The sequence below is a fragment of the Microcoleus sp. LEGE 07076 genome, assembly GCF_015207455.1.
In the GTDB taxonomy this organism is placed as follows: Bacteria; Cyanobacteriota; Cyanobacteriia; order Cyanobacteriales; family Microcoleaceae; genus Microcoleus.
Genome location: NZ_JADEWV010000054.1, coordinates 1 through 13,791, shown reverse-complemented (window position 1 = coordinate 13,791; position 13,791 = coordinate 1). Strand labels below are relative to the sequence as shown.

Genomic DNA, 13,791 nt, shown 5'->3' with positions numbered 1-13,791 from the left:
TTGGATTTTGGATTGCTCATTAATTATTAGTCTCTTGTTTCCATTAGTCAGTCTGTGAATCGACACTAATGACTAATGACTAATGACTAATGACTAATGACTAAGCAGATACGCTTTCTGCTTCAGGTTGTGCTTCTGCTTCAGGTTGTGCTTCTGTCGAATCACCGTCTTTTTCAGCATAAGCTTTGAGACCGCGCGCGATCGAAGTAGGAACTTGATTGATACCCACAGCCAATTTGGTTGCGACACCGTTGATAGCGCCAGCAATTTGAGCCATGAGCTGTTCTTTCGAGGGCAGGTCGGCTAATGCTTTAATATCAGCATCTTTCAGTACCCGTCCTTCCATCACGCCGCCGCGAAGTTCAGTCTTCTTGGAAGCTTTTTGGAATTCTTGGTAAGCTTTTATTGCGCCGCCAATATCTTCTTGAACGAACAGAAATGCCGACGTGCCGGTCAACAATTCCTGCATCGGCTGCCAGGTTTCGTTGCCTTCAACCGCAATTCGCATTAGCGTGTTTTTTGCCACTTGGCAACTGCTGCCTTTCGGACGCAAACGCCGACGCAAATCTGTGATTTCACCAACAGTTAAGCCCGTGTAGTCGATCGCGATTACCAGTTGAGATTCGCTCAAGGTTTGCTTGAGGTCTGCAATAATCTCATTTTTTGCTGCTAAACTTTTGCCCATACTTATTTCACCTCCTTTTAGGATCGAAAATTGCCCGTCAAAAACCCCGACCTTCAAGCCGGGGCAGAGAATTAAAAATTAACAAGTCAGAATTAAAAAATAGAAATTTTCTAATATTTGAGTCTTGAGTTTTTTATTTCTTCAGCCTCGGCAGGAAATTAAGCGATTGGCACCTGCGGTCTTGGGCTTATTGATTTTTGATTGGGCTTATCACCACAAGTCAGACCTTAGCAGAGCTTTGGCGCAAGTCTGGTGAGAGATTTACACAGACAGCCGAAGCTGTCTTTTACCTTCTGCCTTCTGCTTAAATTCTTTCTAGGCAGCGTCAAGTTTCAGATCGCGCAGAGCACTGATATCGACCTCGATCGACGGGCCCATTGTTGCGGATACGTACAAACTGCGCCAGTAGCGACCTTTAGCGCCCGAAGGACGGTTGCGGTCAACAGTTTCTTGCAAAGCCTGAAGGTTGACCAGCAAATCTTCCGCTGAGAAAGCTGCCTTGCCAAACATAACATGAACGATGCCAGTTCGATCGGCACGGAATTCCATTTTACCACCTTTAAACTCGTTGATGGCCTGACCAATGTCAGTCGTCACCGTGCCACCTTTGGGAGAAGGCATCAAACCGCGCGGGCCCAACAACCGGCCCAATTTTGCCACCAACGGCATCACGTCTGGGGTAGCAATCAGGCAATCAAAGTCCATCATGCCTTTTTGAATTTCATCGATCAACTCTTCAGAACCAGCAAGATCCGCGCCGGCATTCAGAGCTTCTTTAACTTTTTCGCCCTTAGCAATCACCGCAATTCTGACTACTTGACCCGTGCCTTTTGGCAGCGATACAGTTGTCCGCAACTGTTGGTCAGTATATTTCGGGTCAATTCCCAAACGGATGTGAGCTTCAGCAGATTCGCCAAACTTAGCGGTTGCTGTTTCTTTCAAAAGTTGCAGAGCTTCCAGCGGTAGGTAAGGTCTCTCTTCTACTTTCTTTTGAAGTTCTTGGAGTCTTCGGGATACTTTCTTTGCCATTGTTATTTTTGGGGTTAGTCAATTTGATATCTTAGATTTTAGATTTGAGAATTGAGCCGTTTTGGTTATTTCAAATCTAAAACATTTGCGATTCTTAGCGAAGCTTTGCTTCTCCCCCTGAATCGACTTTAGGATTTGCGATTTGAGCTTGAAGATTTCAGCTTTAAAATCAGGAATTACTGCTTTCCTCTCAACTGACTTCAATCCGCGATCGCCACGCCCATGTTTTTAGCCGTTCCCGCCACAATTTTCATTGCAGCGTCAACATCATTAGCATTGAGGTCAGGCATTTTGGCTTCAGCGATTTCTCGCAACTGAGCCTGTGTAATTGTCCCTACTTGCTTGCGGTTAGGTTCTCCCGAACCCTTAGCAATGCCAGCAGCTTTTTGAATCAAAACCGAAGCCGGCGGGGTTTTGAGAATAAACGTAAAACTGCGGTCTTCAAAAACCGAGATTTCTACTGGAACCACCAGACCCGCTTGGTCTGCGGTTCTAGCATTGTACTCCTTGCAAAACATCATAATATTGACGCCGTGCTGACCCAGAGCCGGGCCGATCGGAGGAGCTGGGTTGGCTTTTCCCGCCGTAATCGCCAACTTAATTACTGCAACAACTTTCTTTGCCATTAGTTAGTTCTGTTTCTGAACCTGATTGAACTCCAATTCTACAGGCGTATCGCGCCCAAAAATCGAGAGTAAAACTTTGAGCTTGTTCCGTTCCGGGCTAACTTCAATCACGTCGCCTTCAAAATCCTTAAACGGCCCGGAAAGTACCACGACGTGGTCTCCTGTTGCCATCGATACTTTGACAACTGGTTCTGATTCCTGAGCATTTCTGAAGATCCGTTCTACTTCTGAGTGACTCAGAGGTAGCGGTTTGACGTGACCCCTGCCGCGCCCGTAGCGGCGTTTTTGCTCTGCCCCGACAAAATTAATTACGTTCGGGGTATTTTTGATCACCTGCCACGTATCCTCGTCCATAAACATCCGGATGAGTACGTAGCCGGGAAAGATTTTTTCATCTGACTGCCGCCTGGAACCGTCTTTGCCGACTTTGATCGCCGGAGTTTGCGGAATTTCGACTTGAACGATGCGATCGGCAACATCCAAAGTTTGAATTCGCTGCTGCAAGTTTGCCTTCACCCGTTTTTCGCAGCCGGAGGCAACCTGAACAGCATACCAGCGAGCATCTATCTCCGGCACGTCTGGCGATGCTGCCTGTTCCGTCGCTTCTGTGGAATACTCGGATTCTTCTGATGCAAAAGTCATGGCCCAAACACCTTTCCTGCGCCCCAGTTAAAGAAATTATCCACCAAATAGATCAGGCTTGCTGAAAGGATTACCATCAAAAGCACGGCCAAAGACTCGCTAATTAGCTGCTGCCTGCTCGGCCATACCACTTTGTCGAGTTCTTCTCTAGTTTCCTTTAAAAAACCCACTGGGTCAAACCCGGCTGCAGTCATTTCTTGAGTTTCTTGAGCTTCGTCTTTTTTCGCCACGATCCCATCCCCCTTGCGATTTTAGATTTTAGATTTTAGATTTTGTGAGTGGCTCGCGGCTTTTTGATTTTTTGACACTAACCACTTACGCCCAAGTCCAAAATCTCAAATCCTTTCGCCAGCACTTTTACAAGCTCAACCTGTGAACGGTATAAATGCCGATCGCCCAAACTGACGATCGATCACTAACACCGAGCATTTGTTGGTGGCATTTTTTGCGAACCGCCCACAAAAATTAATTCTACCCGAAAGATTGCCGTTTCGGCTGTTTCCAGCCAATAATCCGGGCGCTTTCGGGCAGAATTTCAATTTTGGTGATTCAGCGCGCCCTGGAGGACTTGAACCCCCGACATCAGGTTTTGGAGACCTGCGTTCTACCAACTGAACTAAGAGCGCACAGGTGAGGTTGCTGAAATTCGCTTAACCTCTAGATTGATATTTTAACACAGTGCGCTCGGAAATGGAAAACTTTTTTGGGAAATTTCTCAATTTCCCATTTTCCATGAATGAACCGAAAGCTTGGTGCATTCCTACAAAGAGCGATCGAACCGCTGTTTGACGCGAGTAGCCTTGCCCACGCGATCGCGCAGGTAGTAAAGTTTTGCTCTGCGGACTTTCCCGCGGCGCATCACTTGGATGGTAGCGATGCGAGGCGAGTGAATCAAAAACACCCGTTCCACGCCCACGCCCTGAAACACGCGACGCACGGTGATTGTTTCATTAATCCCGCCGTTACGCATGGCAATTACAGTTCCTTCGTAGGGCTGAACCCGTTCTTTGCTGCCCTCTTTAATTTTCACGCCGACTCGCACTGTGTCGCCGACGTAAATTTCGGGGAGCTGCTTTTTTAGTTCTTCGGTGACTCTATTTATTTCTTCCGTCTCAATCGAACGGATTATTTCTGCGCCTTTCATGGGATTTTCCAAAACTCACAATCCCTTATCATATATCGAACTGTCAGTTTTATTTCAAAAACTTTCTATGTTAAATACCTCTGAGCTCGTATTTCTGCAACTGCCGGCAATGGCTGCACTAGCCCTGTACGTCGCTGCCAACTTGGGTGCCAACGATGTCGCCAACTCAATGGGGACATCCGTAGGCTCGAAGGCTCTAACGCTGCGACAAGCAATCATTGTTGCAGGCATACTGGAGTTTTCCGGCGCAGTGCTTTTCGGCCGGGGAGTTTCCGAAACTCTGGCAACAGGAGTTGTGAATGCAGATGTGTTCGCGGCTCAGCCACAAGTATTTTTAGTCGGGATGGTGTCGGTGCTGATAGCTGGCGGCTTGTGGCTGCAAATCGCTACGAGTCTAGGTTTGCCGGTTTCTTCATCTCATGCGGTGGTGGGCGCAATCGCGGGTTTTAGCTGCGTGGCGGCCGGAATTGATGCGGTTGATTGGCGAACAATCGGCACTATTTCCTTAACTTGGCTGGCGACACCTTTTGCCAGCGGTGTTTTAGCAGCACTATTTTACAGTGCCGTGAAGTATTCGATTCTCGATCGGCCAGATCCTCTATTTCAGATGCGCGAGTGGATACCTTGGCTGAGTGCAGCACTGCTGAGCATATTCGGGATCATTGTATTGCCGTCTATTGTAGATGTGGCTTTGGTGCAGACAGGGGCGATCGCCACAGTGTACGATCGATTTGGCTGGAATCTCCCAATTCACGATATTGTGATTGCCATTGGGGGTATGGGCGCGATCGGGCTTTCGCTCAATAGCTGGAAAAAATTAGAATTAGTTGAGAAGAAAGAAGCAACAGGGGAGAAGGAATTTAGCGAAAATACCGACTCGCCGACTCCGACACATCCTCACTCTTCGATCGAGCAACAGATGGCGAGATTTCAAGTATTGAGCGCCTGTTTTGTAGCATTTGCCCACGGTTCCAATGATGTTGGTAATGCCGTTGCCCCCCTAGCTGCGATCGCCTACATCCGGCGCACAGGTTCCTTTCCCTCTGGCGATTTCAGCGTTCCCCTGTGGATTTTAGTCGTCGGAGGCGCAGGAATAGTCATCGGTTTAGCCATCTGGGGCAAAAATGTAATTGCCACAGTCGGCGAAAAAATCATCCAACTCCAACCCAGCGGCGGATTTTGCGCGGAATTAGCCACAGCCACCACAGTCTTGCTAGCATCCCGCTTCGGTTTGCCAGTTTCCACATCCCACGCTTTAGTCGGTGCAGTTGTCGGAGTCGGGCTTGTCAAAGCTTGGAAAACAGTACGCTGGGAAACTTTGCTGTCAATTGGTTCGGCTTGGCTAGTGACAATTCCGATCGCAGCCGTTTTGGGTGCTAGCATTTTCACCATCGCCCAATGGATTGTGAGATTTTAGATTTTAGATTGAGGCATTTCAGAACAATCAACCAGAATTGAGAGAATTCATCAGCGTGAATCCGTGTTCATCTGCGGTTAAAAAAAGAGAATTTATTAACCGCAGATGACAATAGATAGACGCTGATTCACGCCGATGAAGATCGGAGAGATAGAAATAATTCCCATGCTAAAAAACCCGGTGGCGAAGCACAACCACGCGGCTAACTCAATCACTCAACTCCCGATCCAAGCAATACTTTAGCTGTCGAGCCAGCACCTCAACATTGGGTTTTCTCAACATAGTAAGATGATTCCCCGGAACTCGAATCACCTCTACTTGTTCCGTCGTTAATTCGCTCCAGCCAAGAGTCGGATCTTGTTGACTCGTGCTGAGCTTTTCCCCCGATCTAAACAGAGTAATTCGGTGCGGATAAATTTTCGGTACATAGCTGAGAGTTGCTTGACTGTTAGCCCCAAATACAGTAAACATAGAGGGAATTGCCAGCTCGCGCCAGTTGTGTTCTTTTGACTCTCTAGATAAGATGCTAACCATAACAGCCTGTTTCCAATTCCAGCCATGCCAAAAATGAGCTGTCCAATTAAGCAGCTTATTTAATTTAGGAAACCTGCCCACAATACCGCCAACTTGGACAACATTTTCTGCCGCAGCCACCAAGCGAAAATAATCTACTATAAAAGGCCAGATAGAGCGGGAAACAGTAGTCAGAATAAACTTGCAACCGTCCCAAACAGAAGGTTTGTTAGCAGCAACCGGCGCTAAAGTATCGAGCACAGCCAGCAAAGCCACTTCATCACCCGCTGCGAGTAACTGTTGAGCCATCTCAAAAGCCACCAAACCCCCAAAAGACCAGCCTCCTAAAAAATAAGGCCCCTTTGGTTGAACAGTACGCAAGGCTGCAATGTAGTCAGCCGCCATGTCTTCAATGCGAGTTAGCGGAGAACTTTCGCCGTCAATTCCTTTGGGTTGCAGCCCGTAAAACGGTTGGTTTTCTCCTAGTTTAAACGCTAACTCGCAATAAGGAAATATGACACCAAAGATAGGATGAACGCAGAAAAAAGGCGGCTTTTTACCGCCCGGTTTAATTGCAACTAAAGGCGACCATTCCAGAGATTTTGTTCCTGAAGATAGCGAATCTGCTAAACCTTCAATTGTCGGATTTAGAAAAAGAGCAGACAGGGGCAACTCGCGCTCAAATTGCTGGTTAATCTCATTGATTAGGCGGATTGCCAGCAGGGAATCTCCACCCAAATCGAAGAAGTTATCGTCAATGCCAACAGGCTCTGTGTTGAGGATTGTGGCCCAAATTTGGGCGAGGGTTGACTCGGTTGGCGTGCGAGGTGCAATGCAGCTTTTATCTATTGAATTGCTAGTTAGATTTCCCGGTGCAGGTAAGCGCAGGCGGTCAATTTTGCCATTGGGAGTTAGGGGCAGAAAATCGATCGCCACAAAAGCATTGGGAATCATGTAATTGGGCAGTTGTTGTTTAAGGAAATGGCGCATTTCCCCGCGATTGAGCGTCTGATTTTGATGGGTGACGACATAAGCAACTAGGCGTTTGTTGCCAGACAAATCATCCCCAGCAACCGCCACTGTTTCTTTGACTGCTGGATGCTGAACCAGCAGCGCTTCAATTTCTCCCAATTCTATTCGATAACCGCGAATTTTTACCTGTTCGTCAGTGCGGCCTAAAAACTCAATATTGCCGTCGGGAAAATAGCTAGCTAAGTCACCTGTTTTGTAAATTCGTTTTCCTGCTTTCTGGCTAAACGGATTAGCAATAAATCGCTGGGAGGTTAATTCGGGGCGGTTCAGGTAGCCTCGTGCCAATCCCCTGCCGCCGATGTACAATTCACCGGGAATTCCAACTGGTACAGGCTGTAAATTTTCATCTAAAATATAGAGTTGAGTGTTGGGAATTGGGCGGCCGATTGGCGGTTTTTTGCACTCGCCAATTTCGGCCAAACTTGACCAGACTGTCGCTTCTGTAGGGCCGTAAGCGTTAAAAAATCTGCGCCCAGAAGCCCAGCATTTCACAATATCCGGGGAACAGGATTCGCCAGCACAGATGATTGTTTGCAGTGCGGGAAGTTCGGCGCTTGGAAGGACTGCTAGCAGCGAGGGCGGCAGGGTAGCATGAGTAATAGCATTGTCTTGCAAAAATTGGATTAATGTTTGTCCTGGCAATAAAGATTCTTTCTTGGCACAATAAAGTGTTGCTCCGGTTCCCAATGCCATGACAATCTCAAAGATTGAGGCATCAAAACTCAGAGATGCGAATTGCAAAATCCGGTGATTTGAGCTTACTTGAAAAGCTTCTATTTGAGCTTTTGCTAAGTTGTACAGTCCGCGATGTTCGATTAAAACACCTTTGGGTTTTCCGGTTGAACCCGATGTGTAAATGACGTAGGCTAGGTTTTTTGGTAAAATATTTGTAGTTAAGTTGGTAGGGCTTTCTCTGGCGATATTTTCTAAGTCGGAGTCCAAACAAACAACTGTAAAAATTCCTAAAGATTCTGGTGCAGTCAAGTTGTTTGCTAAGTGCTGCTGAGTTACTAAAATCGGCACCACAGCATCTTTTAATATGAAGTTGAGGCGCTCTTGAGGATAAGTTGGATCTAAAGGCAGATATGCTGCGCCTGCTTTGATAATGCCTAGCAATCCGACGATCGCTTCTAAAGAACGTTCTAGACAAAGCCCTATTAAAACTTCCGGTTTGGCTCCCAATTGCTGCAAGTAACGTGCAAGTTGGTTGGCTCGGCTGTTGAGTTGGCGGTAGGTTAATTGCTGGTTTTCAAAGACGGCGGCGACAGCATTGGGCGCGAGTTCGACTCGCTCTTCAAATAGCTGATGGAAACACTGGTTTTGCGGATGATCTCTGTGAGTGTCATTCCAATCAATTAATAATTGCTGGTATTCTGGGGCTGTCAGCAAAGTCAAGTCGCTGAGGCGCTGTTGGGGATTTGCAACAATGGCTTTTAGCAGGGTTTGGAAATGTTCCGCCATGCGCGCAATTGTGGCGCGATCGAATAAATCTGTGGTGTAAACAATTTGTCCTTGAATGCTTCCTGCATCTTCCCACAAGTTGCACTCTAAGTCGAGCTTGGCGGTTCCGCTGTCAAAGTCGTGAAGCGTAGCTATCCCGTAGGGAATCGCCCTCAAAGTGATTCCGGGCAATTCTAGCGCTGCTACAGGAGTGTTTTGCAGGCTGAAACTAAGTTGAAATAGGGGGTTGCGGCTCAATTCGCGATCGGGCTGCAATTCCTCAACCAACTTCTCGAAGGGCAAATCTTGGTGAGCGTAGGCTGCGACTGCGACGTTTTTTACCCGATGCAATAGTTCCCGAAAAGTTGGGTTTCCCGACAAATCTGTACGCAGCACCAAACTGTTGACAAAAAACCCGATTAATGCTTCTATCTCGCTCTTGTTGCGGTTGGCGATCGGCGTTCCTACTGCAATATCTACTTGTCCTGTATAGCGGTACAGCAAAGTTTGAAAAGCAGCCAGCAGGGTCATAAATAAAGTCGCGCTTTCTTGCTGGCTCAATGACTTTAGCTGCTCGCTCAAAACAGGTGATAGTGTTATCAAATGTTTTGCACCTCGGTAGGATGGAACCGCCGGCCTTTGTCTGTCTGTTGGTAGATTGAGTGTGGTAATTCCGTTTAACTGCTGCCGCCAATAAGCTAACTGGGTTGCTAATACTTCGCCCTGCAAGTATTGGTGCTGCCATTCTGCAAAATCGGCGTACTGCACGGGCAGTTCTGGTAAGTGCGATTCCCTTCGGGATAGCTTCGCTTCACGCTCGTTTTTTACAAATGCCGTATAGAGCGTTCCCAGCTCTCGAATTAGCACTCCAATCGACCAACCATCAGCCACAATATGATGTAAATTCAGCAACAATATATGTTCGGTTTCACCCAGTTGTAGCAGCGTTACTTTAAATAACGGCCCGGCGGCTAAATCGAAAGGGCATTGCGCTGCATCGGTTGCGAGTTGCAGCGCTGCGGTTTCCTGCTGAGCTGGCGAAAGATTTTGTAAGTCGATTGTCGGGAGAGGTACGGTTAGAATGGGAGCAATAACTTGTACGAGTTCCCCTTCCAAAAGCGTAAAAGTGGTGCGTAAAGTTTCGTGCCGCTGCACAATTTCGTTGAAGGTTTGCTCTAAGGCTATGAAGTTGAGGGAACCTGTTAAGCGGAGCGCTGTTGAGACATTGTAGAAAGGATTGCCCGGTGCTAATTGATTGAGGAACCAAAGCCGCTGCTGGGCAAATGATGCCGGGAAGACGAAAACTTCTGTTTCTTCGGGAAGATTAAGCTTTTCTTCACCAGCCGGGAGGGAATTGTCGGAAAAATACTGAGTCATATCAAATTATCAGGCAAGCCTCAAAGGAAAGCGCGTACAAAGTAGCCTACAAATATTACATAGATAAGATTTCATCTCTTTGATTAAAATCTTTACCAAGGCAATACTAGACTATAACTCGTTTCGATATGCTGCTTCATGCCGAGGTCGGTAACATTCACAAGATGTGTAAAAAACACATCAACATCGTCTATCGCTTTAGCCGTAAGCCGAACTTTTCCGGTTGCTGTTTGAGTCCAAGAAAGCGCGGGAATAGCAAAACCATGTGCAAAACTGTGCCGGACTCTTAAAATCTCATTTAGCTTCTGCCGAACGGCTAATCCGCTCAGGCTTCTTGCAGACCAAATCCAATCGCCAATAGGATCGTAACCAGTGTTTTGAATCAGAAGGTTTCGCGTGTTCTCCCAGTTTGGTGTATTAAATCTGTCAAGTGCGCGTTCCGCCGCATCTCTAGCAATAGAATGTACGGCATGAAATTTGGGATCTAAAGGATTTGCAGTTGCAGCGAAAAAATTGCGAACGAGTTCGTTTATGTAAGCATCCCACACAGCAACAAATGCAGCTAGAGCGGAGTGATAGTAGACTTGAGTTTTACTGCGCGATATTGGTTGCAAGCGGGGATCGGTAGCTATTTCGCGAAGTGTTCTAGCCGTGTTGGACGCTGTTTTGTACTTCAATGCTGCTGTTGACGGCACGGCGATTTCCTAAAGACAATTCACGAATTTTTCAAGTGTATCTCGGTACCTTTGCAATGACTCTGCATTCAATTGCACCTGCTCGCCCGCGATGTTTTTGGCTGCTAGTGTGAGTTTGTGCAAGGGCGTGCCAGTCGTAGCAGCGAGTACAGAACCGCTGGCAAAATCTGGGATTTCAATGAAGGTGTTACTCGGCTTGTCTTTGGAGTTAGCAAAAATATGACGGTGCTTCTTGTGTATATCATCCATCATCTGCATAATTCTCTGGTTTACAGCTTCGTATGCTTTGCTCGCTCTCCCTTCGTACAAAGTCAAATGTAGGCTCGCGAATGTATGTAATTTTGGTACAGGCACACCTTCTTCCTTGGCGCGTTTTGCAAAAGCAATTCGTGCGTATGGCGCAGTATGCGGGTCGGTTATGGCATAGAGAATTGCGAGGACATTCTCGATCGCCAGACGTGAAGTATACTCCGCTATAAATGGTACAATCAAGTTTTCGGCAGCCACAAGAGCAAGCTGTGTAGAAATAGCAAAAGTAGGACTACAGTCTATGAAGAATATGGTATCGCGATCGCCGCTATATGAACGCAGGGCCACCGTCAGGTCTCGTCCCCAAGTTAGCACCTGTTTCCACGAGTCATAAGGTATTTCCAACTGGGATGTTTGTCGGATTGCTTCAGAAATTATTTCCAGGTAATTGTCCCCGCATACAATTCTTAGATTCTCTGGTAGATTCTGATTGAATTCTCTCGGTTCGCATAGATATGGGGATACGTCTGCAACCATCCGAAATGGAGAGTTCAGACGCGCTTCTAGATAGCCTGCTATTGTTGCGCGCGGAGTTTTGCTCATTAAAAAATGCAGCGCATCTGGGCTAGTGAAATATCCGCCAAGTAGCATTTCCGACACATTCGCCTGCGGACATAAATCAATTACATAGACATCTGTATCGGGGTAACGGTAAGCATATTCGGAAGCTGCTGCAAAGCAAAGGAAGCTTTTGCCGACGCCGCCTTTATTGTTCCAGAAAGCGTATGAACTCATTTGGTTTATTTCTTGGAAGGGACGATAACCTTTTCATCATCTCTCTTTACTTTCTCTGTTCAGCGATGACAACTTCACGCGGCGATTCTCGCGAGAAACAGGCACTAAAGCCGGAGCTTTAATTTGAGCATTGTTCTGTTTCAAACTCTCCACAATCTTAGATAATTCTTCGATTGTCGGCGCTTCAAAAACCCGGCGCAAAGGCAACTCTACCCCGCACGCATCTCGCACTCTAGAAACAAGCTGAGTCGCCAGCAGCGAATGCCCTCCCAATTCAAAGAAATTGTCGCGGATACCCACTCGCTTTATCCCCAAAACTTCTGCCCAAATTTTCACTAAAACTTGCTCAATAGAAGTCTGAGGCGCAACATAACCGCCAGCCAATTCTAGCTTAATTGGCTCCGGTGCAGGTAAAGCGAGCCGATCGACCTTTCCGTTAGCCGTCACCGGTAGCGACTCCAGCACCACAAAAGCCGACGGAATCATGTAGTCAGGCAGTTTTTCGGCTAGGTAAGCCTGCAACTGCGGTACTAATTTGCGCGCTGCTTTAGCTTGCAAGGGATTGTTAGCATAAGAGCGCCAAGGACGCAAGTTATCGCTTCGGGTTTCTCGCAGAAAATATCGGGATTTTCCCCGCCAAAAGACTACATCGTATCGCCCTTCACTGTCGGAATTAGACCAACTAATATTAACATTATACGGAACTTCTAAAGCATACCAATCCTCTGGCTCTACTCCTAAATAATCGATTTTTTCCACTGCTTTCTGCAACTGAGCCGCTGTGTCAAATTTATCGATAACAGACAGCAATTCTGCTGCTTTCACGGCTGCCGCTACCCGCGGATTAGGCACATTAGCAATTCTGAAAATATCGAGTTGATTTTCCAATAATATTTGTTGCACCTTCGCAACAGTCAGATTCTGATTTTCATCCGACCAATCCAACCGTTTTGATCCCCCCTGCCCCCCTTGAAAAGGGGGGTTATGAAGCTCTGTTTTGTCATAACAGTTAGAGACACTTCTTAGCCCCCCTTCATAAGGGGGGTTGGGGGGATCTGTTTCCGGCGCAATATGCAGAATAGCATTGTACCGAAAATCAGTTAACTCATTGTGGTAACTACCGCGAATCAATTGAATCTCTACGGCATCAATCTGCGGAAAGCAGTGCTTTAATGCCTTAAAAAAATCTGGTTCAATAACTAACTCTGTTTCTTGAAAAATTTGCATTTGTACTCGCTGCTGCAACTGTTCGCCAGCGAGAGAAGGTTCGGCTTGATACAGTTGTACCGAAGCGTGAAAAGCTGCCAGCAACGGCAAGCTGCGGACATCTCCGATGAATATAAAGCCGCCGGGAGCAGTTGCTTGCACCGCACCTTCTAGCACCTGCACGAGATAGTCGATATTCGGGAAATATTGGACGACAGAGTTGAGAATTACTGCGTCAAAAGCTGCTGTCTCTACTCCTGCAAAGTCTGTCGCCATTTTCTGAAGCAGCGTTACATTAGCTAACTCTTGATTTGCCAAGTGCTGCTGAATATAGTTGAGCGAAATAGGTGAAAAGTCGGTTCCGCAATATTGAGTGCAGCGAGAGGCAATTTGGAACAGCAACAAACCTGTGCCGCAGCCAATTTCTAACACTCGGCTCGGCTGCAAAGCTAAAATTTGGGCGGCTTGATTGTTCGCCCAGTCGCGCATCTGTTCTGCTGGGATTGGCTGATTAGTATAACTGCTATTCCAGCCGACAATATTAAATGTTGGATCTGAGTCAACAGCAGGTCGATCGTAAGTTTCATTGTACAGCATTTGCCACTGCAAAACTTGTTCGTCCTGCAATTGCATTATTTGGTTTTTTTCGCTGGCGCTGCTATATTCTGCATTGAGGACGACATAAGCTACTAAACGTTTATTTCCTTCTGCATCTTCCGAGGTTGTGGCTGCGGTTTGCTGCACCGCTGGATGTTGAGTTAATACTGTTTCGATTTCTCCTAATTCGATGCGGAAACCGCGAATTTTTACTTGTTCGTCAATGCGTCCCAAAAATTCCAGGTTGCCATCAGCTCGGTAGCGCACGAAGTCGCCGGTTTTGTAAATTCTGTCTCCTGAATTTGGTTGAAACTGAGATGTTGCACTGTTATTGAGAACAGGCA

11 protein-coding genes, 1 tRNA gene and 1 other annotated feature are annotated in these 13,791 nt (G+C 46.9%); of the genes, 1 reads left to right on the top strand and 11 read right to left on the bottom strand.

Annotated elements, in window-relative coordinates; all coding sequences use genetic code 11:
- Positions 1-100 precede the first annotated feature (100 nt).
- The 7 genes from rplJ to rplS all read right to left on the bottom strand — a co-directional run bounded on the left by rplJ (position 101) and on the right by rplS (position 4,126).
- A complete protein-coding gene (gene rplJ / locus IQ270_RS11565) occupies positions 101-685 on the bottom strand; it encodes a 50S ribosomal protein L10 (protein ID WP_193973364.1) in 585 nt (194 codons plus the stop codon).
- Positions 686-714: 29 nt separating this feature from the next.
- Positions 715-889, bottom strand: a sequence feature (ribosomal protein L10 leader region).
- A gap of 111 nt (positions 890-1,000) precedes the next feature.
- Positions 1,001-1,714 (bottom strand): 50S ribosomal protein L1, encoded by a 714-nt coding sequence (gene rplA / locus IQ270_RS11560; protein WP_193973363.1) that lies wholly within the window; start codon positions 1,712-1,714, stop codon positions 1,001-1,003.
- Positions 1,715-1,914: 200 nt separating this feature from the next.
- Entirely contained in the window at positions 1,915-2,340 is a 426-nt protein-coding gene (rplK, locus tag IQ270_RS11555) for a 50S ribosomal protein L11 (protein ID WP_193973362.1), read from the bottom strand.
- 3 nt (positions 2,341-2,343) lie between these two features.
- A complete protein-coding gene (gene nusG / locus IQ270_RS11550; protein ID WP_193973361.1) occupies positions 2,344-2,982 on the bottom strand; it encodes a transcription termination/antitermination protein NusG in 639 nt (212 codons plus the stop codon).
- Entirely contained in the window at positions 2,979-3,212 is a 234-nt protein-coding gene (gene secE, locus IQ270_RS11545; protein ID WP_193973360.1) for a preprotein translocase subunit SecE, read from the bottom strand. The genes nusG and secE overlap by 4 nt, the downstream gene beginning before the upstream one ends.
- Before the next feature lie 323 nt (positions 3,213-3,535).
- Positions 3,536-3,608, bottom strand: a tRNA-Trp gene (locus IQ270_RS11540).
- A 134-nt stretch (positions 3,609-3,742) separates the two neighbouring features.
- Positions 3,743-4,126 (bottom strand): 50S ribosomal protein L19, encoded by a 384-nt coding sequence (gene rplS / locus IQ270_RS11535; protein WP_193973359.1) that lies wholly within the window; start codon positions 4,124-4,126, stop codon positions 3,743-3,745.
- Positions 4,127-4,193: 67 nt separating this feature from the next.
- On the opposite strand from rplS, the gene IQ270_RS11530 reads away from it, so the two are divergent.
- Positions 4,194-5,543, top strand: a complete 1,350-nt coding sequence (locus IQ270_RS11530; protein ID WP_193973358.1) for an inorganic phosphate transporter — start codon at positions 4,194-4,196, stop codon at positions 5,541-5,543.
- A gap of 207 nt (positions 5,544-5,750) precedes the next feature.
- Here IQ270_RS11530 and IQ270_RS11525 read toward each other — a convergent pair whose 3' ends face one another.
- From IQ270_RS11525 to IQ270_RS11510, 4 genes are all read right to left on the bottom strand, one after another.
- Positions 5,751-9,905, bottom strand: a complete 4,155-nt coding sequence (locus tag IQ270_RS11525; RefSeq protein WP_193973357.1) for a non-ribosomal peptide synthetase — start codon at positions 9,903-9,905, stop codon at positions 5,751-5,753.
- Positions 9,906-9,997: 92 nt separating this feature from the next.
- On the bottom strand, positions 9,998-10,600 hold the full coding sequence (locus IQ270_RS11520; protein ID WP_193973356.1) for a HEPN domain-containing protein: 603 nt from the start codon (positions 10,598-10,600) through the stop codon (positions 9,998-10,000).
- Positions 10,601-10,609: 9 nt separating this feature from the next.
- Positions 10,610-11,644 (bottom strand): ParA family protein, encoded by a 1,035-nt coding sequence (locus IQ270_RS11515; protein WP_193973355.1) that lies wholly within the window; start codon positions 11,642-11,644, stop codon positions 10,610-10,612.
- 36 nt (positions 11,645-11,680) lie between these two features.
- Positions 11,681-13,791: phosphopantetheine-binding protein (locus IQ270_RS11510; protein ID WP_193973354.1), on the bottom strand; the 2,111-nt coding region annotated here is incomplete at its 5' end.